24 protein-coding genes and 1 tRNA gene are annotated in these 25,158 nt (G+C 70.7%); 9 read left to right on the top strand and 16 right to left on the bottom strand.

Annotated features, from left to right (window positions below):
• The first annotated feature begins 54 nt into the window (after positions 1 to 54).
• Positions 55 to 4,410 carry an FxSxx-COOH system tetratricopeptide repeat protein gene (gene fxsT, locus N912_RS0110575; protein WP_245645246.1) on the top strand — a complete coding sequence of 1,452 codons (4,356 nt, stop codon included), beginning with the start codon at positions 55 to 57 and terminating at the stop codon, positions 4,408 to 4,410.
• A 15-nt stretch (positions 4,411 to 4,425) separates the two neighbouring features.
• On the opposite strand, the gene N912_RS0110570 is transcribed toward fxsT, so the two are convergent.
• From N912_RS0110570 to N912_RS0110560, 3 genes are all read right to left on the bottom strand, one after another.
• Positions 4,426 to 6,189 (bottom strand): HEXXH motif domain-containing protein, encoded by a 1,764-nt coding sequence (locus N912_RS0110570; protein ID WP_245645245.1) that lies wholly within the window; start codon positions 6,187 to 6,189, stop codon positions 4,426 to 4,428.
• 676 nt (positions 6,190 to 6,865) lie between these two features.
• Positions 6,866 to 7,066: a DUF5808 domain-containing protein gene (locus N912_RS0110565; protein WP_037064621.1), complete on the bottom strand. Its 201-nt coding sequence runs from the start codon at positions 7,064 to 7,066 to the stop codon at positions 6,866 to 6,868.
• A 5-nt stretch (positions 7,067 to 7,071) separates the two neighbouring features.
• Complete coding sequence (locus tag N912_RS0110560; RefSeq protein WP_245645244.1) at positions 7,072 to 7,518, bottom strand: PPOX class F420-dependent oxidoreductase; 447 nt, start codon at positions 7,516 to 7,518, stop codon at positions 7,072 to 7,074.
• 364 nt (positions 7,519 to 7,882) lie between these two features.
• Between N912_RS0110560 and N912_RS0110555 the strand changes: the two genes are divergently transcribed.
• Positions 7,883 to 8,548 carry an alpha/beta fold hydrolase gene (locus N912_RS0110555; protein WP_028922399.1) on the top strand — a complete coding sequence of 222 codons (666 nt, stop codon included), beginning with the start codon at positions 7,883 to 7,885 and terminating at the stop codon, positions 8,546 to 8,548.
• 22 nt (positions 8,549 to 8,570) lie between these two features.
• Here N912_RS0110555 and N912_RS0110550 read toward each other — a convergent pair whose 3' ends face one another.
• Positions 8,571 to 9,296: a GntR family transcriptional regulator gene (locus tag N912_RS0110550; protein ID WP_051580012.1), complete on the bottom strand. Its 726-nt coding sequence runs from the start codon at positions 9,294 to 9,296 to the stop codon at positions 8,571 to 8,573.
• A gap of 104 nt (positions 9,297 to 9,400) precedes the next feature.
• On the opposite strand from N912_RS0110550, the gene mtnA reads away from it, so the two are divergent.
• From mtnA to mtnK, 5 genes are all read left to right on the top strand, one after another.
• A complete protein-coding gene (mtnA, locus tag N912_RS0110545) occupies positions 9,401 to 10,420 on the top strand; it encodes an S-methyl-5-thioribose-1-phosphate isomerase (protein ID WP_028922397.1) in 1,020 nt (339 codons plus the stop codon).
• Entirely contained in the window at positions 10,417 to 11,544 is a 1,128-nt protein-coding gene (locus N912_RS0110540; protein WP_028922396.1) for a substrate-binding domain-containing protein, read from the top strand. The genes mtnA and N912_RS0110540 overlap by 4 nt, the downstream gene beginning before the upstream one ends.
• Before the next feature lie 71 nt (positions 11,545 to 11,615).
• Positions 11,616 to 13,145, top strand: a complete 1,530-nt coding sequence (locus tag N912_RS0110535) for a sugar ABC transporter ATP-binding protein (RefSeq protein WP_051580011.1) — start codon at positions 11,616 to 11,618, stop codon at positions 13,143 to 13,145.
• Entirely contained in the window at positions 13,142 to 14,167 is a 1,026-nt protein-coding gene (locus N912_RS0110530) for an ABC transporter permease (protein WP_028922394.1), read from the top strand. The genes N912_RS0110535 and N912_RS0110530 overlap by 4 nt, the downstream gene beginning before the upstream one ends.
• Entirely contained in the window at positions 14,164 to 15,363 is a 1,200-nt protein-coding gene (mtnK, locus tag N912_RS0110525; RefSeq protein WP_028922393.1) for an S-methyl-5-thioribose kinase, read from the top strand. Before N912_RS0110530 ends, mtnK begins: the two co-directional genes overlap by 4 nt.
• Here the strand turns inward: mtnK and N912_RS0110520 are convergent.
• Both N912_RS0110520 and N912_RS0110515 read right to left on the bottom strand, forming a co-directional pair.
• On the bottom strand, positions 15,360 to 15,689 hold the full coding sequence (locus tag N912_RS0110520; protein WP_028922392.1) for a DUF5615 family PIN-like protein: 330 nt from the start codon (positions 15,687 to 15,689) through the stop codon (positions 15,360 to 15,362). The two genes, mtnK and N912_RS0110520, sit on opposite strands and share 4 nt — an antisense overlap.
• A 4-nt stretch (positions 15,690 to 15,693) precedes the next feature.
• Positions 15,694 to 16,140, bottom strand: a complete 447-nt coding sequence (locus tag N912_RS0110515) for a hypothetical protein (RefSeq protein ID WP_064745267.1) — start codon at positions 16,138 to 16,140, stop codon at positions 15,694 to 15,696.
• Positions 16,141 to 16,261: 121 nt separating this feature from the next.
• On the opposite strand from N912_RS0110515, the gene N912_RS0110510 reads away from it, so the two are divergent.
• Entirely contained in the window at positions 16,262 to 17,218 is a 957-nt protein-coding gene (locus N912_RS0110510; RefSeq protein ID WP_051580010.1) for a quinone oxidoreductase family protein, read from the top strand.
• On the opposite strand, the gene N912_RS0110505 is transcribed toward N912_RS0110510, so the two are convergent.
• From N912_RS0110505 to N912_RS50960, 4 genes are read right to left on the bottom strand one after another with little or no spacing between them, the layout of a single operon-like run.
• Positions 17,215 to 17,967: a DUF4097 family beta strand repeat-containing protein gene (locus N912_RS0110505; protein ID WP_028922389.1), complete on the bottom strand. Its 753-nt coding sequence runs from the start codon at positions 17,965 to 17,967 to the stop codon at positions 17,215 to 17,217. The two genes, N912_RS0110510 and N912_RS0110505, sit on opposite strands and share 4 nt — an antisense overlap.
• 38 nt (positions 17,968 to 18,005) lie before the next feature.
• Positions 18,006 to 18,563, bottom strand: coding sequence for an ArsR/SmtB family transcription factor (locus N912_RS0110500; RefSeq protein ID WP_028922388.1), 558 nt, complete (start codon positions 18,561 to 18,563; stop codon positions 18,006 to 18,008).
• Positions 18,564 to 18,600: 37 nt separating this feature from the next.
• Positions 18,601 to 19,371, bottom strand: coding sequence for a maleate cis-trans isomerase family protein (locus N912_RS0110495; RefSeq protein ID WP_028922387.1), 771 nt, complete (start codon positions 19,369 to 19,371; stop codon positions 18,601 to 18,603).
• A gap of 5 nt (positions 19,372 to 19,376) precedes the next feature.
• Positions 19,377 to 20,708: an MFS transporter gene (locus tag N912_RS50960; protein ID WP_051580009.1), complete on the bottom strand. Its 1,332-nt coding sequence runs from the start codon at positions 20,706 to 20,708 to the stop codon at positions 19,377 to 19,379.
• Between the two features lie 262 nt (positions 20,709 to 20,970).
• On the opposite strand from N912_RS50960, the gene N912_RS50955 reads away from it, so the two are divergent.
• Positions 20,971 to 21,780 carry a helix-turn-helix transcriptional regulator gene (locus tag N912_RS50955; protein WP_051580008.1) on the top strand — a complete coding sequence of 270 codons (810 nt, stop codon included), beginning with the start codon at positions 20,971 to 20,973 and terminating at the stop codon, positions 21,778 to 21,780.
• Here the strand turns inward: N912_RS50955 and N912_RS0110475 are convergent.
• The 6 genes from N912_RS0110475 to N912_RS0110450 form a co-directional block, all read right to left on the bottom strand.
• Positions 21,735 to 22,304 (bottom strand): P-loop nucleotide/nucleoside kinase family protein, encoded by a 570-nt coding sequence (locus N912_RS0110475; RefSeq protein ID WP_245645243.1) that lies wholly within the window; start codon positions 22,302 to 22,304, stop codon positions 21,735 to 21,737. The genes N912_RS50955 and N912_RS0110475 overlap by 46 nt on opposite strands.
• A complete protein-coding gene (locus N912_RS0110470) occupies positions 22,301 to 23,095 on the bottom strand; it encodes an SAM-dependent methyltransferase (RefSeq protein WP_028922385.1) in 795 nt (264 codons plus the stop codon). Before N912_RS0110470 ends, N912_RS0110475 begins: the two co-directional genes overlap by 4 nt.
• Positions 23,088 to 23,738 carry a DNA methyltransferase gene (locus N912_RS60145; RefSeq protein WP_245645242.1) on the bottom strand — a complete coding sequence of 217 codons (651 nt, stop codon included), beginning with the start codon at positions 23,736 to 23,738 and terminating at the stop codon, positions 23,088 to 23,090. Before N912_RS60145 ends, N912_RS0110470 begins: the two co-directional genes overlap by 8 nt.
• A gap of 269 nt (positions 23,739 to 24,007) precedes the next feature.
• A tRNA-Val gene (locus tag N912_RS0110460) sits at positions 24,008 to 24,079 on the bottom strand.
• 30 nt (positions 24,080 to 24,109) lie between these two features.
• Complete coding sequence (locus N912_RS0110455; RefSeq protein ID WP_028922384.1) at positions 24,110 to 24,568, bottom strand: peroxiredoxin; 459 nt, start codon at positions 24,566 to 24,568, stop codon at positions 24,110 to 24,112.
• 70 nt (positions 24,569 to 24,638) lie between these two features.
• On the bottom strand, positions 24,639 to 25,073 hold the full coding sequence (locus N912_RS0110450) for a DUF3052 domain-containing protein (protein ID WP_028922383.1): 435 nt from the start codon (positions 25,071 to 25,073) through the stop codon (positions 24,639 to 24,641).
• Positions 25,074 to 25,158: the final 85 nt, after the last annotated feature.

The following is a 25,158-nucleotide window of genomic DNA, read 5'->3' as shown; positions in this document are numbered from 1 at the left end:
GATGCCGTCGAGTGGACTCTCTCCCCCTCGAGCGCGGCCGTCCCATCGCTCGGCGTGGCCGACCTGAGTTGGTTCGAGCTGGCCGACGCCGTCTGGCTGGCATCGGTCACCCAGCCCGCCGGCGACGGGCCGGCCGAGCCGGACCTCCCCGTCCCGCCCGACACCCAGCCACCGCCCGGGACGGACGGTCCCGACGGCACGCCCGGCCACGCCCGGACGCCGGAGCCGTCGCCCACCAGCCGGCAGGAGCGGTCACCGCGCCAGTCGCTGGTCCTGCCCGTCCCCGACCTGGATACCGGCGCCGAGCGACAGGCTCGGCCGTTCCTCCCCGGCTCCGCCGGTATGGTCCGTGCGCTGCGCCCGCTCAAGCGGAAGGTGCTGGCCCAGAATGCGGACGAGGTCATCCTGGACGAGGACGCCACCGCCGAGCAGGCGGTACAAGCCGGGCTGTGGTTACCGGTGACCACACCGGACACCACACGATGGCTCGACCTGACCCTCGTCGTCGACACCAGCCCATCCATGGCGCTCTGGCGATCCACCGTCCACGCATTCACCGCACTGTGCGAACGACTCGGCGCATTCCGCTCGGTCCAACTACGACGGCTCGAAACCGACCGGCCCGCACCGGACTCACCGGCACAGCCGGTGCTGCCGGTACTACGCGGCGGCACCCCGGACTCCCCTATCCACGACCCCGCCGAGCTGCTCGACCCCACGGGCCGGCGAATCCTGCTGGTCCTCACCGACGGCGTGGGACAGTCCTGGCGCGACGACACGGCGGTGACCGCACTGCTGGCCCGATGGGGCGCCTCGATGCCGGTCGCGGTGCTACACCTGCTACCTCAACGACTCTGGGAACACCGAGGGCTGGCCCTGCACCGCGCCCGGCTCAGCGTGCCCGGCCCACTCAGCCCCAACCACCGTTGGGAACTGGAACTCTCCGACTCCTGGCTCACACCCGACCCGGCCGACGCGGCACCCACCGGAGCCATACCGATACCCGTACTAGAACTCGAACCACGCTGGCTGCACTGGTGGGCACGACTGATCACCGCCAGCCACCCAGAACCAGCGCACGCCACCGTACTGCTGGCCGACAACCGCGCCCCGACCACAGCGCCACCCGAACCCAGCCTGGCCGCCCACGGCACCACCCACCCATCGGCCGACGAAAGAGTCCAGAAGTTCCTCAGCATCGCCTCACCCCCGGCCTTCCGACTCGCCACCCTGCTCGCCGCCGTGCCGGTGAGCGTGCCGGTAGCACGACTGGTCCAAGCCCAACTCGTGCCCGAGTCCGGCGCCGACCACCTCGCCGAGGTGTTCACCAGCGGCCTGCTCCAACCACCCGACACCGCCCTCGGACGCCCCTGGGACACCACCGGCTTCGACTTCGTCGACTCGGTACGCAGCGTCCTACTCAGTGGGGCACGACGGGCCGAGACGGCACATGTCGTGCGCCTGGTCGCCGATCATTTGGACGACGACGGCGCACTCAGTCATTTCAGAGAAGCACTCGACGCCCCGGACAGCACCCCTGATCCGGCACTCACCCCTGACACCGCCCATTACGTGGCGATCGAACGCAACGTGATGCGCGCCCTCAGCGGGCCTTACCTGTCCCGCGCGGCCCGGATTCAGGGCACTGAAGATCGAGCCGAAGATCGCGGCGATGCCATTCAGCCCACCGAGCGCACAACTTCCCCCCACAGAACCTCTTTTGGTGCTAGTGCGCGGGACAGGGAGGCTGTCACAATGGCCGCCGTGACCGAGCCGACTCGCCCATTGACCCCTGTTCTCGACTCACCCACCCGTGGCGGGGAAACCGTGCGCGAGCCGGCCAAGGTTGAGACATCTCAAATAACACCTCCGACTCCGCTGGACGGGTTGGCACCGACGTTCTCCGGTGAACGACATGCCGGCGACGCTCCGCCCGTCTGGGGGAATGTCCCGCCACGCAATCCCAACTTCACCGGGCGCGTGGAGGAACTCCGGTGGTTGAGCGAGCGCCTGACCGCCGGTGGTGCGACCGCGGTGCTGCCGGCAGCCTTGCACGGCATGGGCGGCATCGGCAAGACACAGATGGCCGTCGAGTACATCTACCGCCACCTGAACGACTACGACATCATCTGGTGGGTTCAGGCCACGCAGCCGGCCCAAATCCGCGCCTCGCTCACCGAGCTGGCACAGCGCCTACGACTGCCCGGAAGCGGCGAGGCACACACGGCCGTGCCCGCCGTGCGGGAGGCGCTACGGGTCGGCAAGCACTACAGCAAGTGGCTGCTGGTCTTCGACTCCGCCGAAAGCCCCGACGCCGTACGCCCGTTCTTCCCGACCAACGGACCCGGCGAAATCCTGGTCACGTCCCGGAACCCAGCCTGGGCCGGAGTCGCCCGCCCACTCGAGGTCGCGGTGTTCAGCCGCGAAGAGAGCAAGGAACTACTCAAGCGACGCGGCCCGGAGATAGCCGACGCCGACGCCGACCGGCTGGCCGAGAAGCTCGGCGACCTGCCGCTGGCCATCGAACAAGCAGCCGCATGGCGGGCCGAAACCGGGATGCCCGTACACGAGTACCTCCGACTCTTCGACGAGAAGGCCGCCGAAATCCTCGACACCTCGGCACCCAGCGACTACGAGGTATCGGTCGCCGCCGCCTGGAACGTCTCGTTCGACGAGTTGAGCACCCGGAACCCGGCGGCGCACCAGCTCCTGCAGGTATGTGCGTTCTTCGCCCCTGAGCCGATCTCTCGAGGCCTGTTCACCGGTGTCCGCGGCGTGTCGATCTCGCCGGACCTGGACTCGGCCCTGCGGGACCCGATGCAGCTCAGCCGCACCATCCGAGACATTCATCGGTACGGCCTGGCAAAGATCGACCATCGGCACGACACGCTGCAGTTGCACCGGCTGGTGCAGCTGGTGCTGAGCAGCCGCATGACGACGCAACGTGCGGAGAAGATGCGCCATGGCGCTCATCAACTGCTCGCCAACTTCGATCCCAGCGATCCGGTCCCACCCAAGCATTGGCCGCGCTACCAGGATGTGCTGACGCACGCGTACGCGGCGAACGTGATCGCCTGCGACGACGCCTGGGTACGGCAGCTCGTCCTGAACCTGATGAGTTTCCTGTTCTACTGGGGTGACCACGAGGAGGCCGCCGAACTCGCCCAGAAAGCGTATGACAGCTGGTCGGAGAGGCTGGGCGAAGCCGATTCTCAGACACTTCAGGCGGCCGCATTGCTGGGTTTCTACCTGTGGACCCTCGGCCGGTACGGGGACGCGGCAAGGATCAACAAGCGAACGGTCGAGCTGCGCCGCCAGACATCCGGCGTGAACAGCGAAGAGACCGTCGATGCTGAGATGAGCGTCGCCACCGACCTGAAGGGTCAAGGCGACTTCATCGCCGCACTAGACCTGAGCGAGCAGATCTACCAAAAAGCCAAGGGGTTGTTCGGCGACGACGACCCCATGACCCTGACCACCGCGCAGAACCTTGCCGTGAGCCTTGCGCTGGCCGGACAATACAAGCGCGGGCGCGAGCTGAGCGACGACACGTACGCACGCAGGCTGGAGTTGTTCGGCTTCGACAACCCGAAGACCACCAACACGCTCCAGACATTGGTCCTGGCGCGGCGTGAGGCCGGTGAATACTTGTGGGCACGCGCCGAGCAAGAGAGACTCGCCGGGCGATTGAGCGAACTGTTCGGTGAGGACACCGCCATCACGCTGCCCGCTTTTTACAGCCTGGCTGTGGCCAGGCGCAAGAGTGGCGACCACCAGGGCGCCCGGGACCTGTCCGCTCGAGTGCTGGGGCATTTCCGCGTGCGTTACGGGGAGAATCACCCGAAGACGATGGACTGCGCCCTGGCCCAGTCGATCGACCTCAGGCAGGCCGGCGAGCTGGACGCGGCACGCGAGCTCGGTGAGGAGACCTTCGACAGGTACCGCCGAACCCTGGGTGAGGACCACCCACATACCATGTCCGCGCGAGTCGACCTGGCGGTCATCAAGCGCTTGCTCGGCGATCCCGGCAGTGCGCGGGAACTCGACGAGCGGGCGGTCGAGCGGTTTCGGGCGACGCTCGGAACGGATCATCCCTACGCCATCGTCGCGGCGATCAACCTCGCGAGCGACATGGCGGCACTGGGGGACAGCGAGAAGGCGTTCGAGCTCGGCACCGAGGCGCTGGCCCGAAGCACCCGCGTGCTCGGCGACGAGCATCCCACCACGCTTGCGGCGCTTCGAAACCTGTCCCTCGACCTGCGTGCGATCGGTCGCACGGAGGAGGCGGAGAAGAAGTACGTGGATGTCATGACCCGGTATCGCCGTCTGCTGGGCGATACCCACCCGGCCACCACCGCGGCGGCCGCCGGGGCGCGCGCCGACTGTGACATCGACCCGCTGCCACTGTGATCGCGGCGGGTCGGCCTACAGGCCGCCGGCCGAGTACGTGAACCGGCCGATCCAGGAGGCCAGGTCCTCGGGGGTCGATGCCGTTCGCGCGCGGTCCGGAATCCGCCGGTACACCGCCCGGACCACCTCGGGGTAGCGCAGCAGTGCCCGTGCCGCCGGTATCGTGCCCAACTCGGACAGGGCCAGGCCGAGGCCGACCCAAGAAGCCGGACGGTCGGCGTTCGCGGCCAGTTCGGCACGGTACGCCCGGGCGGCGTCGACGAACCGCCCGGAGGCGTACGCGAAGTCGGCCGCCGTGGCGTCGGGAACGCTCGACCATGTCCTGGACAACGCGGATGACGCGTCCCGCGCGTCGGAGGAGGTGCTGAGGCGGAGCCGGACCAGGTCGGCTCGCGCGCGCGACCAGGAACCGTCCGGCACCGGTGTGGGTGGTCGATCGGTGACCGGCCACGGCGTCGCCGGCCGGCCGCCGGCCAACCAGTCCTCCGCCAGGCCTGTCACGGTTCGGGGGTCCGGGCGCAGGTGGCGCAGTCGCCAGCCGGCGTAGTGATCGGCGCCCACCGCGCGAGCCAGGGCGCCCAGGTCGGCGGGGACCGGCTCGTCCCGCCAGGGGCCCAGCCGTTCGGCGATGCCGTCGGTGAACCGGCGCCCGGCCGGGGTGAGGGCGGCGGCGGCGCGCAGCACCCGCAGCACCCGCCACGTCTGCTCGCGCCAGTGCGCGAACTCGAAGGAAGCTCGACGCTGACCTGCGCCCGTGCCGGCCCGGGCGATCGCTCGCCAGCACGCGGTCACGCCGAAGAACGCATACGCCCCTTGCATCACGCCGGCGATCGGGCGCGGGTCATCCCGCCACGGGGTGTAGAACCGCTCGCGCGGGTCCGCGTCATGGAGCCGGGTCAGGTGGAGCAGGCCACCCAGCCGGATGTGGTGGAACTCGTGCAGAAGCGTGGCGGCCAGGCCGGCGGCATCGGGCGGTCGGGAGATGATCGCGCTTCCGAACGCCTCCCCGGTGGAGGAGCTCGATATCCGGAACGGGTCCAAGGGGCCGGGAACGATCGCGTCGAGCCCCGCCGAGAGCGCGTCGGCGGTATCCGGGAGGTGAGCGGCGATCAGGCGCCACGCCTCGTCGAGGAGCGCGCGCCAGGCGCTCCGTTCGGTGTCCTCGATCCGTTGCGGCGGTACCGGTTCATAGAGGCCCCGGTAGGGGTCGAGGTCATCGAGGTGCACCGAGAGCTCACGCCCTCCGGCCCGCACGGTGAGCCGTGGAATGCCCCACCATCCCGGAGCGTCGGCCGCGACGGCGGTCGGCAGTCGCACGGTCCCACCCTCGCCGCTGACCTCCACCCGACCGTGCTCACGGCACACCCTGGCCACCGACCACGGCGAATCGGCCGCCAACCGAGCCAGCCCCAGCGTCGGCAGGATGGCCCCGCCGTTCCAGAGCGGTATCCGAGTCTGAAAGTCGAGCCCGGCGCGGATCGCCGCGGCGGCCGCCAACGCGTGCAGGTGCCCGACATGCATCCACGTCGGACAGGCCCCGGTGATCCGGTTACGAACCAGGCGCGTGGTGTAGCCGGCCCAGGTGCCGGTGTAGGGGTGGGCGAGCACCACGTCGAGTGCGGCGGGCGCATTCTCCTGGACACGCGCCAGAAGCTCCCAGGCGTCGTCCGGGGGTGGCAGCGGGCCAGCCAGCTCCGGAGACTTCATGGTCTCCTCCACCAGCGCCCTGAGCAGGAGCAGCCTCCTGCTGCGCTCCGCGCGCCGCAACCGCCGCACCACTCTGGCTCCGCCCGCGCCACGGGCGATGAGATCGAAGTCGTCCCAGGGCAGACGGTGGAGCGTCAGCCCGTCGCCCTCCTCATGCTGATCCGGGGAAACCGGAACCACCCCTTCGCCAGACATCCCGCGCGCCGCCGGACCGGTCAGGTCAGTCGACCCGACTCCCTGGTTCGGAACCGCCAGACGCCGCCACCCGTGGGATTTCGGCCTGCCGCATCACATGCCGGAGCGCGTGCCTCAACTCGGGCTGGTTCAGCTCCCGTAGTGCCCTCAACGAAACCGAGCCAAGGTCGATCAGCTCGGACTGAATATCCGATCCGCTGTCCAATGAGAGTGAGCTCATAGCCCAGGTCTCCTTCACGAAAAATCGTTAGCAGCTATTTCAAACGGGTGCGCCGCGCCCTGCCGCTGGACACATCCCGAATCCCGACGAGCATGACCGACACCCCCGAAGGTCGAGATGACGTCGATCCCAGCGCGTTCACGCCGTCCAAGATCGATCGCGTAGAACGAACCGCAAGGACAGCCACCAAGGGCCAGACCGCCCCAATCTCATAATGCCTTACAGACTCACGTTGAGGAAGGGCATGCGAAGGAGCGAGGTGAGTGCGTCACGTCATGGCGGGGAGGCGCCCACCGGGTTGCTTGATCGGTCCGGGCCCGGAGTTGAGCGGCATTACCGCCGATGGAACAGCCGGTAGAGGTTCATGTCGTAGCCCCAGCCGAACGCCTTGGGCGTGAACAGGCGTGGTTCCTCGGGATTCCACCACCGGGCACGGAACCGGGCGACCGTCGGGCGCCGGAAGTCGTAAGGCATGCCCAGCGCCTTTCCCTGCGGCTCGGGAACGCGCTCGCCGCCGGGGTTCGAGTCGCTCACCGCGGTCATCCTTCCGTTCTCGTCCGCCGGGCCGCCCACGGGCCGACGCCGCCGATCCGTTCGACGGTGTAGCGCACGACGTAGCCGGGACCCTTCGGCGCCGGGAACTCGACGTCCGGTGCCATATAGACCTTCGTCAGCCGGTTGAGCAGGTCCCACGCGTCGTCGCTCGGCGTGACGACCGCCCGCGCCCGGACCACGGCATACTCGTTCAGGAAGACGCCGGGCACCCGGGGCGCGTCGAAGGACAGCACCACCCGGGGATCGCGCTCGATGTTACGCAGCTTGACCCACCACCCCATGTGGCCGGATACGAGCTCGTCGCCGTCCAGCCCGATCCAGACCACGCTGACCTGCGGGCTGCCGTCGGGGTTGATGGTGCTCAGGTGCGCCAACGGGCCGGACGCGATCAGGTCGCGCAGCTCGCTCGGCAACACGTTCACGGCCGTCACGACCCCATCGTATCCACGCGCGCGCCCGAGCGCCCCGGACTCCTCCATCCACGACCCCGCCGAGCTGCTCGACCCCACAGGCCGACGAATCCTGGACACCTCGGCACCCACCGCCTACGAGGTATCGGTCGCCGCCGCCTGAAACATCTCGTTCGACAAGTTGCGATAATCAGTGACCGGACGCCGGCCTTGCGGTTTTTCTGGCTATCGGCCATTTGCGGCAATCACAGTTTGCCTGGTTGTGCCCGGGACATGGGTCCGTAGTGGACGTCATGCTCGCTACGGTCATGACCTTCGGGGCGGCTACCGGTTTCTTTGACCGGCTGATCGACTGACCGCGTTCATGGTTTGGCATGGTGCGGGCATGGCGACATTCGTTCTGGTACCGGGCGGTTGGCACGGCGGGTGGTACTTCGGGCCGCTGGCCGACCGGCTGCGCGAGCGCGGCCACCGGGCGCACCCGGTGACCCTGACCGGCATCGGCGAGCGCAACCACCTGGCCGGCGCGAACCTGGACACCCACGTCCGGGACGTGCTCGGGCTGCTGGACAGCGAGCGGATCGAGGACGCGGTGCTGTGCGGGCACAGCTACGCGGGCATGGTGATCAGCGGCGTGGCCGACCGGGCGCCGGGACGCGTCCGCGCGCTGGTGTACAGCGACGCGTACGTCCCGGAGGACGGCCAGTCCTGCTGGGAGCTGACCACCGACGGGTTCCGCCAGCTCTTCCTGGAGGGTGCCCGCGCGGACGGGCACACCATCGCGGCGCCGCCCGGGCTGGACCCGCGCACCACGTCCCACCCGCTGGCCTCGATGACGCAGGTCGCGCGGCTGACCGGGGCCTGGCGAACGGTCGCGCGCAAGCATTACGTCTACCTGTCCGGCTGGCCGGGCTCGCCGTTCCCCGAGGTGTACCGGCGGCTGCGGGCCGACCCCGGCTGGAGCACGCACGAGCTGCCGGTCAGCCACAACGTGATGAGGGACGCCCCGGACGCGCTGCTGGACATACTGCTGCGCGCCGCCGACGCGTGAGGAGTTGTCAGACGACTGCGCGTCACGGCGCGGTGCGGATCAGCTGGAACTCGTAGGCGCCCTCCACGAAGTAGGTGCGCGAGTAGGCCAGCAGCCGGTGCCCGGTGTCGTAGTGCAGTTGGTCGAGCAGGATGAACAGCCGGTGCTTGCTCGCGTTCGCGCCCCAGGCGATGTGCGCGGACTCCACCGCGTGCACCCTGGCCAGCCCGAGCGTGGCGCGCACCCCCAGCCGGTTCTCGAAGTAGGCGAACATCGAGCCGGCAAGCTCGTCGGGGTCGAAGTCCTCCGGCAGCAGGCCGCGGGGCAGCAGGTCGTAGGAGTAGGCCACCACCTCGCCGTCCGCGGTGATCCGCCGTCGCAGCTCGAGCACCTCGGTGTCCGGCGGCACCTCCATCCGTTCGGCCTCGTCGGGCAGGACCTGGCGCAGCGTGCGCCGGGCGTACTCGTGGCCGGGCTCCTTGCCGCTGGCCCTGATCGACTCGGTGATCGAGCCCATCCGCTCCAGCCCGTCGTGCACGGCCGGCCGGCTGCGCACGAACGTGCCCACCCCGTGCTGGGTGCGCACCAGCCCGAGCACGTCGAGCTCCTTGACCGCGCTGCGCACGGTGGCCCGGGAGACGCCGAACCGGCGGCACAGGTCGGCCTCGGTCGGCAGCCGGGCGCCGGGTGGGTAGACGCCCTCGCGGATCTCTGCCTTGAGTGCCCGGGCAATGTCGTCCGCGAGCGGCCGCCGCGCGGTGGTCGCCATGGGGACATCTTGACGGGAGCGCGGTTGTCCGACAACCTCACTCGCAGGAGTGTCACGCCGCCGTGCCCGTCCGGTGCCCGGTGGATCGAGGTGGAAGGCAGCGGATGCGCACGATCGACTGGGTGCCCGGGGCGGGCGGCGGCCACATTCGGCTGGTCGACCAGACCGTGCTGCCCGCCGAGCTCGTCGAGCTCGACATCCATCGGCCGGACCAGCTGGTCGACGCGATCCGCCGGCTGGCCGTGCGTGGCGCCCCCGCGTTGGGTGTGGCCGGCGCGCTGGGCGTGGCGCTGGCCGTCCAGGACCTGCCGGCCGAGCGCGCCCGCGCCGCCGCCGCCGAGCTGCGCGCCGCCCGTCCCACAGCGGTGAACCTCGCGCTCGGCGTGGACACCGCCCTGGCCGCCTTCGACTCCGGCGGCGCGCCCGCCGCGCTCGAGGCCGCCCTGGCCGTGCGCGACGAGGACATCGCCGCCAGCAAGGCGATGGCCAGCCGCGGCGCCGACCTGCTCACCCAACTGCTCCCCGACCGCCCCCGGCTCACCGTGATGACCCTGTGCAACACCGGCGCGCTGGCCGCCGTGGAGCACGGCACCGCCCTCGGCGTGGTCGAGCGGCTGCACCTGGACGGCAGGCTGGAGCGCGCGCTGGTGTGCGAGACCCGCCCGCTGCTGCAGGGCGCCCGGCTGACCGCCTGGGAGCTGGCCCGGATGGGCGCGCGCTACGACGTGATCGTCGACTCGGCGGCCGCCACCACGCTGGCCGGCGGTGCGGTGGACGCGGTGCTGGTCGGCGCCGACCGGATCGCCGCGAACGGCGACACCGCCAACAAGATCGGCACGTTCTCGCTCGCGCTGGCCGCCCGGCACGCATACGTCCCGTTCCTGGTCGTCGCGCCCGAGACCACCGTGGACGCCGACACCCCGCACGGCGACGCGATCGAGATCGAGGACCGGGGCAGCGACGAGGTCTGCTCCTTCCGCGGCGTCCGCACCACCCCCGAGGGCGCCACTGCGCTGAACCCGGCGTTCGACGTCACCCCCGCCGAGCTCATCACCGCGATCGTCACCGACCAACGGGTGATCGCCAACTCCGGCGACCACAGCACCGAACAGGAGAAACGATGAAATCCAAGGCGTTGCGCATCATCGGCGCTGCCGCGATCGCCTCGGTCGCCCTGGTGGGCTGCTCGCAGAACCCGGGCGGCGCCGGCGGCGGCCAGTCCGGGTCGGCGGCCGGCCAGCCCTGCAACCGCACGGTGCAGAACGACTTCAAGCCGCCGGCCGCCAAGCCGGCCGGCGCCAAGGACGGCTTCAAGGTCGCCATGGTCCGCCAGTCCGGCGTGGGCGACTACTTCGAGCAGTGGGGTCGGGGCGCGGACGCGCAGGTCAAGGCGGCCGGCGGACAGATGGCCGTGTTCGACGCGCGCGGTGACAACGCCAAGCAGGTCGCCCAGTTCAACGACGCGATCGCCAGCCAGCCGAACGTGATCATCGTCGACCACGGCCTCGCCGACTCGGTGAACCCCAAGATCGACGAGGCGATCTCCAAGGGCATCCCGGTGGTGGTCTACGACGTGAACATCGCCAACTGCAAGGCGATGTACATCTCGCAGGACGACACCTCGATCGCCACCAAGATCCTCGACTACATGAAGCAGGACAACCCGGCCGGCGGCAAGATCGCCTACGTCAACGTCTCCGGGATCGCCCCGCTGGACTCCCGCAATGAGGTGTACCAGCAGTTCCTCAAGGCGAACACGTCGTTCAGCCAGGTCGCGAAGTTCGGCAAGTACTCCGAGTCCACGTTCGCCGACACCGCCGCCGAGGGCGCCGCCGCGCTCAAGGCCGCCCCGACCACCACGCTGGCCTTCGCCGCCTACGACGAGCTGGCCAAGGGCGCCCTGATCGCGCTGCGGCAGAACAACATGTCGGACAAGGTGAAGGTGTACGGGGTGGACATCTCCACCGCGGACATCCAGCAGATGACCGAGCCGGGAAGCCCGTGGCGCGCCACCGCCGCCACCGACCCGGCCAACGTGGGCGCCATCGTGGCCCGCGCCGCGGTCGCCGCCGGCGCCGGCGTCCAGATGCCGCAGAAGCTGACCATCCCGGCCGCCCTGATCACCCAGGACATGCTGCGCCAGCGCAACGTCACCAACATGGACGAGCTGCGCACCGCCCTGCCGGACCTGAACACCCCGGACATCCTCGGGGCGCCCTGGATCCCCCAGATCCGCCCGGGCGCGTGACCTACCCCGTGAGTGGCTAGGGCCGTCATAGCGGCCCTAGCCACTCACGGGTTATCCACAAAGGAGGCAGCGTGGGGAGCACGGTGCTCGAGGTGCGGGACATCGCCAAGAGCTACGGCCCGAACCGGGTGCTGCGCGGGGTCAGCTTCGGCGTGGAGAAGGGGGCGATCTACGGGCTGATGGGCGCCAACGGCGCGGGCAAGTCGACGTTGATCAAGATCTTGTCCGGGGCCGAGCAGCCGGACGGCGGGCGGATCCTGCTCGGCGGCGAGCCGGTCGGCTTCCCGGACCCGCTCGCGGCGCAGCGGGCCGGCGTCGGCACCGTCTACCAGAACCCGAACGACGGCGTGGTGCTGGACATGACGGTCGCGGAGAACCTGGCGCTGGACCGGCTCACCGACCGCGACTCCCCGCGTGGGTTCAGCCGCGCGCGCACCGAACGGCACGCCCTCGAGGTGGCCGAGACCCTGGGCATGCACCTGACCAAACAGGTGCTGCGCTGGCCGGCGCGCCGGCTCGGGGTGTCCGACCGCCAGCTGCTGGTGCTGGCCCGCGCGCTGTCGCGCAAGCCGGAGATCCTGATCCTGGACGAGCCGACCTCCGCGCTGTCCGCCGAGGAGACCTCGCGGCTGTTCGACCTGGTCCGCTCGCTGGTCGCCGACGGCATGACCGTGCTGTTCGTGACCCACAAGCTGGCCGAGTTCGACAGGCTCTGCCACCACGTCGGGGTGCTGCGCGACGGCGCCATGCCCGGCGAGTTCTTCCGCGACGAGCGGCACGCCTTCGACTGGCCGGAGGTGCTGACCGCGCTGTTCGACAGGACCCCGGCGCAGATGCGGCGCGACGAGCTGCCCGCCGGCCCGACCGTGCTGAGCCTGCGCGACGTCCAGGTCTTCCCGGACTCGAAACCGTTCGACCTCGACCTGCACCGGGGCCAGGTCACCGTCCTGCTCGGCCTGCTGGGCAGCGGCAAGACCGAGCTGCTGGAGTGGATCTTCGGCGCCCGGCCGGTGATCGCCGGCCGCCGGGAGCTGAGCGGCACGGGCGAGTTCGCCCCGGAACACCCCGGCGACGCGGTTCGCGACGGCGTCTACCTGCTGCCCGAGTCGCGCCACGAGCAGGCGATCATCCCGGACTGGCCGGTGTTCTCCCAGATGACACTGCCGTTCCTGAAGCGGTTCTCGGCCGGCACGCTGATGCGCGGGCCCGCGGAGCGCCGCGCCACCCGGACCATGATGGACGACATCGGGGTGGTCGCCCGCGACCCGTCCAGCCCGATCCACACCCTCTCCGGCGGCAACCAGCAGAAGGTCGTCATCGGGCGCTGGCTGCTCGGCGAGCCGAAGGCGCTGCTGCTCGACGAGCCGTTCCGGGGCGTGGACATCAACGCCCGCCACGACATCGGCGCCACCGTGCGCCGGCTGACCAGCCAGGCCGCCGTGCTGGTGGCCACCTCCGACCTGGACGAGGCGCTCGAGGTCGGCGACCGGATCGTGGTGTTCAACCACGGCCACGTGGTCGCCGACCTGGGGCTGGGCGAGGCCTCCCGGGAACGGCTCATCGACGCCATGAGCGTGACCACCCGAAAGGACAGTGCATGACGGCCCAGGTCTCGGTGGGAGAACGCACCTCGTTCTCGGTCACGGACTTCGCCGTCCGCTACGGCGTGGTGCTGGTCGGGCTGCTGGTCGCGATCGTGTTCTCGCTGCTCATCCCCGGTTTCGCCACGGTGAACAACGGGGTCTCGATCCTGCAGACCCAGGCGGTGGCCGCGATCGCCGCGCTGGGCATGACGCTGACCGCCGTGGTCGGCGACCTGGACCTCTCGGTGGGCGCGGTGGCCGGGCTGTCGGTCACCGTGGCGGCGGTGACGATGGTCAGGTTCGCGCTGACCGGCGGCACCGCGATCCTGGCCTGCCTGATCGCCGGGCTGGTGGTCGGCTGCGCGAACGCCGCGCTGATCGTGGTGCTCAACGTGCCGCCGCTGCTGGCCGCGCTGGGCACCATGTTCACCGTCCAGGGGCTCAAACGCTGGCTGGTGGACGGCCAGACCCTGATCACCGGCATGACGCTGCCGAGCGGGGAGAAGGTCACCGGCCGGTTCACCGACGACTTCGCCGCCATCGACGGCAACGAGGTGCTCGGCATCCCGCTGTCGGTGTACCTGTTCGCGCTCATCGCCGTGCTGGTCTGGGTGTTCCTGGAGCGCACCCGGTACGGGCGGGTGTTCTACGCGGTCGGCGGGAACTCCGAGGCCGCCCGGCTGGCCGGCGCGAGGGTGCGCCGCTACCAGTTCGCCGCGTACGCGATCTCCGGCGTGCTGGCCGCGATCGCCGGCATCATCCTGGCCTCCCGGCTGCGCCAGGGCGACGTCACCGCCGGCGACTCCGCGCTGCTGGACGCGGTGGCGATGACGCTGGTCGGCTACGCGGTGCTGGGCGCCAAGAAGCCGAACGCGCTGGGCACCGTGGTCGGCGCGATCTTCATCGGGCTGATCCTGCAGGGCCTGACCCAGCTCGGCCTGCCCTACTTCACCCAGGACCTGATCAAGGGCCTGGTACTGATCTTCGCGCTGCTGATGTCGTTCTCGCTGCGCCGCCGGCGCCGGAGGCAGGTCCAATGACTTCACTGACAGGGTTCGGGAACGAGCTGACCACCGAGGACGTCCCCGGCTACCTCGCGGGCCGCGCCGCGCTGCGCGAGCTGGTCGACCCCGCCACGCTGACCGTGTCCGAGGTCGGCGACGGCAACCTCAACCTGGTGTTCGTCTGCGCCGACGCGGCCGGCCGGGGCCTGGTGCTCAAGCAGGCGCTGCCGTACGTGCGGCTGGTCGGCCCGGACTGGCCGATGACCGAGGAGCGGGCCACCAGGGAGGCGGCGGCCATCCGGGCGCACGCCGCGCTGTCCCCGCACGTCTGCCGGTTGATCGACTTCGACGCCGACAGGTACGTGCTCGCCCTGGAGGACCTGACCGACCACGAGGTGTTCCGCACCCGGCTGAACGCCGGCGGGCCGTTCGAGGGCGTGGCCGAACGGCTGGGCGAGTACGTCGCCGACGTCGCCTTCGGCACCTCGTGGCTGGGCCTGGGCGAGGAGGAGTTTCGGGTACGGGCGGCCGGGGCCGCGAACCCGGAGCTGTGCGCGATCACCGAGGACCTGATCCTCACCGAGCCCTACCTCGGAGCGGCGCGCAACTCGGTGCGTCCGATGCTCGAACCGGTGGTGGCGCGGCTGCAGGGCGACCCGGAGTGGGTGGCGGCCGCGATGGCGCTCAAGCACCGGTTCCTCACCGCCCAGGAGGCGCTGCTGCACGGCGACCTGCACACCGGCAGCGTGTTCGTGCGCGGCGACGGCCCCGAGCTGTCGGTGAAGGCGTTCGACTCCGAGTTCGCCTGCTACGGCCCCGTCGGGTTCGACCTGGGCCTGCTGTGGGCGAACATGCTCTTCGCCGGCGCCAGGGCCGCCGCGCTCGGCCAGCCCGACCGGGCGGCGAGCCTGGTCGCCACCTGCGAGTCGAGCTGGCACCGGTTCCGCGCGCGGCTGTCCGAGCTGTGGCCCACGCGGCGCTGCCCGGAGAAGTACCCCGACGCCTACCTCGCCTCCTGGCTGGACGTCATCCGCCGCGACGGCTTCGGGTTCGCCGGCTGCGAGGCCGCCCGCCGCACCATCGGCCTGGCCAAGGTCAGCGACCTGGAGTCCCTGGACGACGACACCTACACCGCCGCGGCCACCGCCATGCTGCGGCTCAGCCGCCTGCTGCTGACCGAGCGCGACACCCTGACCTTCGAACGCCTCGCCGACGCCGCGCGGGACGCCTAGTCGCCGATCTTGGGCCAGTGCATGCCCAGGTACGGGTCCGGGTTGAGGTCCGCCCAGGCGTCGAGCAAGTCGGCGAGCTGGGTCGCCAGGGACCGGGCGACCAGCCGCGACTTCAGCACGCACACCACGACGAGCTGGCGTTCCTGCGCGAAGTCCTTGACGTTCTCGGTGACCAGCACCCGGTCCTCACGGACGGCGAGCGCCGCCACCTCCTCGTCCGGGCGGGCGTTCACGCCGCGGTCGCGGACGTGGATCGCGTCGTGGCCGTAGTGGTCGAGATGCCCACAGGTCCCCGGCGGGAACATCTCGTCGATCAGGAACCGCACCGCGTCACGACGCCATCAGGTCGGCGCGCCGCTCGGCGACCTGCCGGGCACGCTCGGCCGCCGCCTCGTTCTCGGCGACCTGCCGGTCGATGTCCGCCCGGTGATCGGCGGCGAAGTCGAGGGCCGTCCTGATGTGCCGGGGATGCAGCTCGAACTGCTCGGCCAGTACCTGGACCCGCTCCTCGTCGCCCCCGCTGGTGTGGCGCAGCGCCGAGACCACCTCCCAGACGTCTGGCCCGACGGCGAGCGCGGCGCGGCGCCCTGTCGGCCCGCCCCGGTACACGATCCCCGGGTAGTGCAGCCCGTCCAGCCCCTCGGTGACCAGGCGTTCCAGCAGCAGCCGCTCGGTGACGCCCTCGGCCGCCGCCTGCCGCTCCAGCCGGGCCTTCACCGCCGCGTCCAGCCGGTACGACGTCGCACGCGAAGCCGTACCACCTCCACGCTCATCCATGTACCACACTGTAGCGCAGTGTATGACACATGCGGTACCCCCAAACTCCGTGCACTACGAACGGAGTTTCCGTAGAGTTACGTTCATAGCGAACGCAACTGTCCGTGACAGGGAGACCACGATGGGCAACGAGACGATCAACGCCGCCGTGCTGCACGCTCAGGGAGCTACCCCGCGCTACGAACCGTTCCCGGCCCCGTCCGCCGCCGACGGCCAGGTCGTGGCCACCGTGCTGGCCGCCGCACTGAAACCGGTGGACAGGTGGCTGGCCGACGGCGCGCACCACGCCGCCCCGGCCCGGTTCCCGCTGGTGGTCGGGGCGGACGGGGTGGGCGTCCTGGACGACGGCAGCCGGGTGGCCTTCCTGGCGCCGGCGCCGCCGTACGGCGGGATGGCCGAGCGGGTGGCGCTGCGCCCCGGGATGTGGCTGCCGGTGCCGCACGGCGTCGACGACGTGACGGCCGCCGCGCTCGCCAACCCCGGCCTGGCCGCCTGGAAGGCCCTGGTGCACGTCGGCGAGCTGACCGAGGGCCAGTCCGTGCTGGTCCTGGGCGCGACCGGCGCCTCGGGCCGGATCGCCGCCCGGATCGCCAGGCGGTACGGCGCCGGCCGGGTCGTCGCCGCCGGACGGGACGCGCGCGTACTGGAGACGCTCGGCGCCGACGCCACCATCCGCGTCGACAGCCCGCGCGAGGAGCTGGCCGCCGCCTTCGCCACCGCCGGGCCGTACGACCTCGTCGTGGACTACCTCTGGGGGCCGCCGGCGGAGGCGCTGTTCGCCGCGCTCGCCGGGTCTCAGGCCCCGAGGATCCGGTACGTCCAGGTCGGCATCAGCGCCGGCGCCACGCTGACCCTGCCGGCCACCGCGCTGCGCGCCGCGCCGCTCGAACTGGTCGGCAACGGCGGCACCGGCCGGCGGCTGCCCGACCTGGACGAGGTTGCCGGCGTCTACCGCGACCTGCTGACCTGGACCGCCGCCGGCGAGCTGGAGATCGAGATCGAACGGGTGCCGCTGGCCGACGTGGCGACGGCCTGGCTCAACGCGGACGGCCGGCGCCGGGTGGTGTTCGTCCCCTAGCGGGCGGAGACCGTCACGTTGCCCGAGAGGGACTCCACCGCGATGCGCGCGCCCGAGGCGGGATCGCTGGGGACGTCCACCTGGCGCTGACCGGACTTGGTGGCCGCCTCGACCCGGTACCGCCCGGCCGGCACCGTGACCCGCACATCGCCGGAGACGGCCCGCGCGGTCACCGAACCCGGCGCCGCGACGAACCGCAGCTCGGTCGCCCCGGACTGGGTGTCCACCCTGACCTCCCCGCCACCGAGCCCGCCACCGAGCCCGCCGCCGGTGATGTCGCCGGACGAGGTCCGCGCGCTGAACCCTCCGGCGATGGACTCCGCCGTGACCCGCCCGGACGCGGTGCGCACGTCCGCCGAGGCCACTCCCCGCACGTCGACGTCGCCGCTGGCGCTGCCGAGCGTGACCCCGGCCGAGGCGGGCACCGTCAGCTCGTAGTCGATGTAGCAGTTCTCGCAGCCCCTGTCGAAGGTGAGCACGCCACCGGACACCCGCTGGCTCGGCCTCGGCGGGACTTCGTCGCGGTAGTGGACGGTGCGGTGAACGCCGACGCCTTGACCGCTGCCAGGACTGACCCGGATGGACCCGCTGGCCGCGTCGGTGACCTCCACGGACGTCACCGCCTCGGTGACCGTCGCGTCGGCGGTCATGGTCTTGGTGTTCGCCCCGAAGCCACCTCCGGCCGAGCACCCGGCCACGAGCAGGACGGCGACCAGCGCGAACGGCGGCAGCCAGCGATGACGAAGCATGCGTGAAGATCCTTCAGGTCTGGTCCGGCGTGGACGGTTCAACGTGGGAACGCCCGGATGTTGATGTAGGCGGGCGCCGCGTCGTCGGGGGCGTCCGCGCGCACCGGGACGAGGTAGGGCCGCAGCAGGTCGTCGACGGCACCGAGCAGCGCGGTCAGCTCCTCCGGGGTGACGTTGACCGTGTACCCGTGCAGCGCCGACGCGAGCAGCCATTCCCTCGACAGCTCGTGCTGGCCGTCGAGGAACCGTTGCAGGAGCCGGTTGTCCTCGTTGATCCGCATCGCGAGCAGCGCGTCCTGCTGCGTGCGCACCGTCGGGTCCTCGTCGAACGCGCCGACGTCGAACCCGACCTCGGTCGACCGCCATCGGCGCTCCCGCCCGTCACCCCCCTCGACGCGTTCGACGAAACCGAACTTCGCGAGCTGGCGCAGGTGCCAGCTGCAGTTGGACGCGCTCGACCCGACCGCCTCCGCGCACTCGCTCGCCGTGCCCGGGCCGACCCCGACCAGGCGGTGCAGCAGCGCGACCCGCAACGGATGGGCGAGCGCCTTCAGCGCGTCGACGTCGCCGACCCTGCGTGGCGTCGGGTGCCCCATCCGTGTCCCATCCACATCCGAAAGAGTTCTTTCGAAACTACTCTTTCAGACTGGTGCGCCGGACGTCAAACAGCGCGCCGCACCCCGGCGCCTCGGCCGGACGACCGATCCTCCGCAGGGCGTCCCACATCGTCACGCCGGTGGCGGTGAGCACCGGCTTGCCGGCGCGCTCCTCCAGCTCGCCGAGGATGTGGGCGGTGTGCAACGCGGTCTCCGGGACCAACACCGCCTCGGCACCGCCGACGTCGCACAGCTCGACCATCTCGAACAGCGTGGACCGGCCCCACCCGGCCAGCTGCCGGTCCGACCGGGCGTCCAGGTCGATGCGGCTCACCGTCTCGACCCCGGCCTCGGCGAGGAACGCGATGAAGCCGTCCGTCACCTCCGTCGAGTAGACCGACGCCAGCGCCACCCGGGACACCCCGAGCGACTCGATCGCGGCCAGGAACGCCAGCGAGGTGCTGCTGGCCGGGACGCCGAGCACACCGGCCAGGGCGTGCGCCTGCTTGCGCGCGCCGTCGAGCCCCCACAGGAAGCTCCCGCTGGAGCACGTCCAGCTCACCACCTCCGGCCCGACCACCCGAAACTCCTCGGCGGCCGTGCACAGCCGGTCGATCTCGCCCAGCTCGCGCAGGGCGGCCACCTTCCCCGCCGCGTCCAGCCGCCGACCCCGACCCCGGGCCGCCGTCGGCCCCCACGGCACGTAGGCCAGCTCGACCGCCGTCGCCGGGTCCACCATGGCGGCCAGGGCCAGGTAGTCGTCCTCGCCCCGGTCCCGGGTCGGGTACAGCAGGCCGATCTTCGTCATGCGGTTCACCTCTCGCGTGGGGTTGCCAACAACGCGCCCGAGCCGGGCAGCGGCCTTCCGGACGACTCGCGGACCAGCAGGATCGGCACGAACGAGACGAGCCCGGCCGCGATCAGGTAGTAGGCGGGGGCGGCCGCGCTTCCGGTCGCCTCGGTCAGCCCGGCCATCGCCAGCGGCGAGGTCCCGGCGAACACCGAGGTGCAGACGTTGAAGGCGATCGAGAAACCGCTGTAGCGAACGCGGGTCGGGAACAGCGACGGCAGCGTGGCCGACATGGTGCCGAGCATCGTCACCAGCAACAGCGCCAGGATGAGAACACCGACGACGACGGCGACGAGAAACCCGCTGGACATGAGCAGAAATGCCGGATAGGCGAGCAGGACGACGCCCCCGCAGGCCGCGATGAGCAACGGTTTGCGCCCGATTCGGTCCGAGAGCGCGCCCACCCCGGTAATCACCGCGAGCATCACCAACAGGGTGCCCAGCATCACCACCAGCGCGGCGCGCTCGCCGAATCCCACGGTCCGCGACAGATACGTCGGCAGATAGGCGCCGACCGTGTAGTTCAGCACGTTGTAGACCAGCACCAGCCCCATGCAGAGCAGGATCGGCCGAACCGCGCCGGTGACCGCCTCCCGCAACGGCGCCCGGGGCAGGTCCCCTTCGCTCACCAACGCCCGGAATGCCGGCGTGTCCTCCAACCTGAGCCTCAGGTACAGCCCCACGACACCGAAAGCGCCGGCCACCAGGAAAGGGATCCGCCAGCCCCATTCGGCCATCGCGGCGGGCCCGAGAACAATGTCCAGTCCGAGCACCATGCTCATGCTCAACCCGCTGCCGCACAACGTGCCGAACTCGAGGAAACTGCAATAGAAACCGCGCCGCCGGTCGGGCGCGAACTCGGCCAGGTAGGTCGCCGCGCCGCCGTACTCGCCGCCGGCCGAGAAGCCCTGCAGCAGCCGGCAGGCGATCAGCAGCACGACGGCGAACGGCCCGGCCGTCGCATAGCCCGGGATGACACCGTTCAGGGCCGTGGCCAGCGCCATCAGCAGCACGGTCGTGGCCAGCACCCGCTGGCGGCCGAACCGGTCGCCGAGCGAGCCGAAGAACAGCCCACCGAGCGGGCGCACCAGGTACGAGCTGGCGAAGGCGGCGAAACTGGCCACGACCTGCAGCGACGGGCTGTCACCGGGAAAGAACGCCGCCCCGATCCAGCCGGCGACGAACCCGTAGACGGTGAAGTCCATCCACTCGACGCCGTTGCCGATCGCGGTGGCCACGACCGACCGGCGAACCACCGACTCCGGAACGGTCCCTACCTGCGTCACCCGCGTCATGGGCCAGCCTCCCTGCCGACCTGGGCATCGTCGCGGGCCGGTTCCGGCGCGTGCCAGTGAGCGGACATGCTGGTAGAAGCGGTACTAGGCCGCGTTTAAGAAGCCCCTGATCGCGGTCTTCGCGCCCAGGCGGCCCCTGGCGGCGTTGTCGGCAAGCCCGGGTACAAACCCGGTACCCGGGCTCACCTCCGCCTTGCCAGGAACCACCTGGATCACGAAGCCCATCGACCTGGACTTCTTAAACACGGCCTAGTCTCCGTACGTGCGTGACGACCGTGTCGAGCTGGGGCGATTCCTGCGCGCCAGGCGAGGCCGGATCACCCCGGAGGACGTCGGCCTGGTCTCATCGGGCCGGCGCCGCACGTCCGGGCTGCGCCGCGAGGAGGTCGCGCATATCGCATCGGTCAGCCACACCTGGTACACCTGGCTGGAACAGGGCAGGGAAGTTCGGGCTTCTCGTCAGGTGCTCGGGAGCATCGCCGACGCGCTGCGGTTGCACGGGACCGAGCGCGAATACCTTTTCCGGCTGGCCGGATACGAACTTCCGGTCGAGAAGGACATGTCCGTCGCCGACATTCCGGCGAGCCTGCGCACCCTCGTGGAACACCTCTCGCCGCACCCGGCATACCTGCTCGGCCCGGCCCTGGACGTCCTTCTCTGGAACCGTTCGTTCGCCGAGGTGTTCGGCAACTTCGACAAGCTGCCGAGCGACCGCCGCAACCTCGCCCTCCAGGTGTTCACCGACCCACGCTCGAAAGACCTGATCGTCGGCTGGGAGTCCGTCGCGAAAGCGATAGTCGGCCAGTTGCGGACCACCGGCGCGAGCTGGCCGGACAACCCGAGGTTCCGATCCGTGATCGCCGAGCTCACCGCCGACAGTCCTCGGTTCCGCGCCTGGTGGGAGGCCGGCGAGGTGGCCGGCGGCCGTACCGGGGTGATCGGGCTGCGCCATCCCCGGCTGGGCGAGCTGGAGTTCGAGCACACCACCCTCGTGCCGTACCAGGAGAACCATCTCTGGCTGGAGGTCTACGTCCGGCGAACACCGTCGATACAGGCCACCAGGTCGCGATAGGCCCTGTCCACCTCGCCGTCCACGGTGGTCACCGTGCGGGTCCGAGTCCGGCCGGCCACCACGGCGAGCAACCGCTCGTACATCGCCGCCAGCTCCTCGACCCCGCCGCCGCGCTCCCGCAACGCCGCCGCGTCCCGGTGCTCCGGGCTCTCCGGCCGCCGCGAGCGCCGCACGAACCGCTCGGTGGCGTCCCGTGCGTCGCTGAGCAGCGCGACCTCGACGAACTCGGCGCCGACCTGGCCGCACAGCCGTTCCAGCTCGACGATGAAGTCCACCCGGCCGAGGAACTGCGGGACCAGCACGTCCCTGCCCTCGCCCAGCGCCACCCGCGCCATCTCGACGGCCATCCGCCGCGCGAGCAGCCCCGCCTCGGTGGGCCGGTCCAACCAGCCCCCGAGCATCCCCCTGACCGTGTCGATGTCCAATGCCAGCGTGAGCGGATGCTCCCGCGCGTACATCCTGGCCAGCGTCGACTTCCCGCTGGCCGGGGCGCCATTGATCAACACCAGCCGACCCACGCTCACGGCTTGCGCCCCACCGCCCCGTACATGGCGATGTCGGCGTCGGCGATCGTGCCGGCGTCGGCCGGGTCGGGGCGCCACCTGTGCGTCTGCACCACGCCCGGCTCCTCCAGCTCGAGCCCCTCGAAGAACCGCGCTGCCTGCTCTTTCGTACGGAGCCGCAAGGTCTCCCCGTGCGCGTTGTACTGCTCGCGGACCTTGCCGAGGGGCTCCGGCGCGAAGTCGGCGGTGGCGATGGTCACGGCGAGGTAGCTTCCCGACGGCAGCGCGTCCAGCACCCGACGGGTCACCCGCAGCGCCTCCTCGTCGTCCTCGATGAACTGCAACATCGCGATGATCAACAACCCCACCGGCCGGTCGAGGTCGAGCGTGTCGTGCAGCTCCCGGGCGCCGAGGATCCCGTCCGGCTCACGCACGTCCGCGCTGATGTACGCGGTGCGCCCCTGCGGGGTACCGGTCAGCAACGCCTGGGCGTGCGCGAGGACGATCGGATCGTTGTCGACATAGACGATGCGCGCCTCGGGCGCGACCTCCTGCACCACCTCGTGCAGGTTGGGCCGGGTGGGTATGCCGGCGCCGATGTCCAGGAACTGCCGGACGCCGCGCTCGGCGGCCAGGAACCGACCCACCCGGTGCATGAACGCACGGTTCGCGCGCATCGAGACCCGCATCGCCGGCCACGCCCGAAGCGTCGCCTCGCCGGCCTGGCGATCCACCGCGAAGTTGTCGTTGCCACCCAGGATGTAGTCGTAGATCCGCGCACCGTGCGCCCGATCCGACTCGAGCTCATCCACTGTTTCCTCCCGCCTCGGCTGGCATGTCGAAGATGAGGACGTGGGCGTGGTCGTAGCCGGGGCCGGCTTCGGTGTCACCCGTATTGACGCGGACCAGGTCCTCCCGCAGCGTGAAGATCTCGCTCAGCGCGGTGCCGAGCTGCCACACCAGCGGGCGCGTGCGGTCGCCGTGGCGCAGCTGCGAGACCTCCACGGCGACCGTGGCGCCCGGGGCCAACAGCCGGGTGAACCCGGAGAACAGGCGGCGGGCGTCCGCGAGATAGGTCGCCGGGTGGTCGTCCCCGCCGGACCGGAAGCTGACGTACGGAGGGCTGGTGAACAGCAACGCGAAAGGCGGCCACCGGCTCGCGGTGACGTCCCCGCGGCTGCCGTGCACCACGCGACCCGGCTCGGCCAGGCGCGAGGCGCTGAACGCCGCGCGCCCCTCGTCGACCTCGCACCCGACCGCGTGGCGGCCCACACGCTCGGCCACCACCAGGGTGGTGCCGAACCCGCAGAAGGGATCGAATACCCAGTCCCCGCGCGCGGAGTAGCGCTCGATCACGTGCTCCGCGACGGCCTGGGGAAACCGGAAGAACGACGGCCCGTCATGGTCGAGCGGCTCCAGCGTCCCCTCGACCGCGAACCACGAACGACGTCGCACCGGCTCCCCCCGGGTCACGGCGGTGGGCGCGGCAGGGTTCGAACCAGCGACCGCTCGCATGTCCAGCGCGCCGTCTCCGTTCACTCCGGCCACTACCTGCATCTTTACATCTGAGAAGAACCTCACGACACCAACGCTGGTCAAAGCCGTACGCAACCACGCCGGGTCGAGAGAAGCTCGCACCGTGGGGGGTCTGGGGGGCTCGGCCCCCCAACATCATCACCACTCGACCCGGTCCGCGCTCTTTGCGGACACGGGTCCGGCGAGAGTGGGCGCGGCAGGGTTCGAACCTGCGACCGCTCGGGTGTAAGCCGAGTGCTCTCCCGCTGAGCTACGCGCCCGGACCGTGAGGCCCGTGTGTCAGGTGTGACTCACACCTCGGCCAGCGCCTTTTTCCAGGCCGACTGGTCGCGCGCCTCGCCGGGCGCGTTCACCTCAGCGAACCTGATCACACCCGACTTGTCCACCAGGAATGTCCCGCGCACCGCCATGCCACGGTCCTCCAGGAAGACGCCGTACTCCTTGGCCACCGCGCCGTGCGGCCAGAAGTCCGACAGCAGCGGGAAGTCGTAGTTCTGCGCCTGCGACCAGGCCTTCAGGGCGAACGGGTGGTCCACCGAGACGGCCAGCACCTGCACGTCGTCGTTCTGGAACGAACCGATGTCGTCGCGGACCGCGCACAGCTCACCGGTGCAGATCCCGGAGAACGCGAACGGGTAGAACACCACGAGCACGTTCCGCTCGCCCCGGAACGAGGACAGCGTCACCTCCTCGTTGTTCTGGTTCCGCAGGGTGAAATCAGGTGCCTCGGACCCGACCTGAGGTGCCATAACGTGGAAAACCTCCTCGCACGCCAACATCTGGCCGCGCCGATCGGCGCGGCCACCATCACAACAGTAGTCAGCGTCGAGACTTGGCCGCCCTCGGCGCCACCAGGCGGGCCCCGGCCCAGTCCTCGCTGACGCTCACGTTCGACGTCTGGGACAACCCGGCGGTCGGGGCCGCCTCGGCGATCTCACTCGGTTCGACGTGCCCCGGCCGGCCGGTCTTGGGCGTGAGCACCCAGACCACTCCGCTCTCGGTCAGCGGCGTACCCGCGCCGATCAGAGCGTCCGCCAGGTCGCCGTCGCCGTCCCGCCACCACAGCAGCACGACGTCGACGACCTCATCGGAGTCCTCGTCGACCAGGTCATCCCCACAACGTTCCTCGACGGCGTTGCGGATCTCCTCGTCGACGTCGGAGTCCCAGCCAAGCTCCTGCACCACCATGCCCGACTCGATGCCGAGCCTCCCGGCGATGTCCGCCTTGCCGGCGTCACCCGCGGCGGCGACCACAATGCCCTCCCTGTGTTGCGTGCGCTCTTGCTCGCGTCCCCGCGTGCGAGATTGCCCACTATCTCGGATGCGGAATCCGAACATG

The organism is Actinospineispora acaciae DSM 45401, assembly GCF_000620785.1.
Lineage (GTDB): Bacteria > Actinomycetota > Actinomycetes > Mycobacteriales > Pseudonocardiaceae > Pseudonocardia > Pseudonocardia acaciae.
This window is presented reverse-complemented; position numbering and strand designations above follow the sequence as displayed.

Bases quoted from the DNA above. Each gene is read 5' to 3' on its own strand.
- N912_RS0110555 (WP_028922399.1), top strand. From the start codon at position 7,883: ATGGCGACATTCGTTCTGGTACCGGGCGGTTGGCACGGCGGGTGGTAC.
- N912_RS0110550 (WP_051580012.1), bottom strand. From the start codon at position 9,296: ATGGCGACCACCGCGCGGCGGCCGCTCGCGGACGACATTGCCCGGGCA.
- mtnA (WP_028922397.1), top strand. From the start codon at position 9,401: ATGCGCACGATCGACTGGGTGCCCGGGGCGGGCGGCGGCCACATTCGG.
- N912_RS0110540 (WP_028922396.1), top strand. From the start codon at position 10,417: ATGAAATCCAAGGCGTTGCGCATCATCGGCGCTGCCGCGATCGCCTCG.
- N912_RS0110530 (WP_028922394.1), top strand. From the start codon at position 13,142: ATGACGGCCCAGGTCTCGGTGGGAGAACGCACCTCGTTCTCGGTCACG.
- mtnK (WP_028922393.1), top strand. From the start codon at position 14,164: ATGACTTCACTGACAGGGTTCGGGAACGAGCTGACCACCGAGGACGTC.
- N912_RS0110515 (WP_064745267.1), bottom strand. From the start codon at position 16,140: ATGGATGAGCGTGGAGGTGGTACGGCTTCGCGTGCGACGTCGTACCGG.
- N912_RS0110510 (WP_051580010.1), top strand. From the start codon at position 16,262: ATGGGCAACGAGACGATCAACGCCGCCGTGCTGCACGCTCAGGGAGCT.
- N912_RS0110505 (WP_028922389.1), bottom strand. From the start codon at position 17,967: ATGCTTCGTCATCGCTGGCTGCCGCCGTTCGCGCTGGTCGCCGTCCTG.
- N912_RS0110500 (WP_028922388.1), bottom strand. From the start codon at position 18,563: ATGGGGCACCCGACGCCACGCAGGGTCGGCGACGTCGACGCGCTGAAG.
- N912_RS0110495 (WP_028922387.1), bottom strand. From the start codon at position 19,371: ATGACGAAGATCGGCCTGCTGTACCCGACCCGGGACCGGGGCGAGGAC.
- N912_RS50960 (WP_051580009.1), bottom strand. From the start codon at position 20,708: ATGACGCGGGTGACGCAGGTAGGGACCGTTCCGGAGTCGGTGGTTCGC.
- N912_RS0110455 (WP_028922384.1), bottom strand. From the start codon at position 24,568: ATGGCACCTCAGGTCGGGTCCGAGGCACCTGATTTCACCCTGCGGAAC.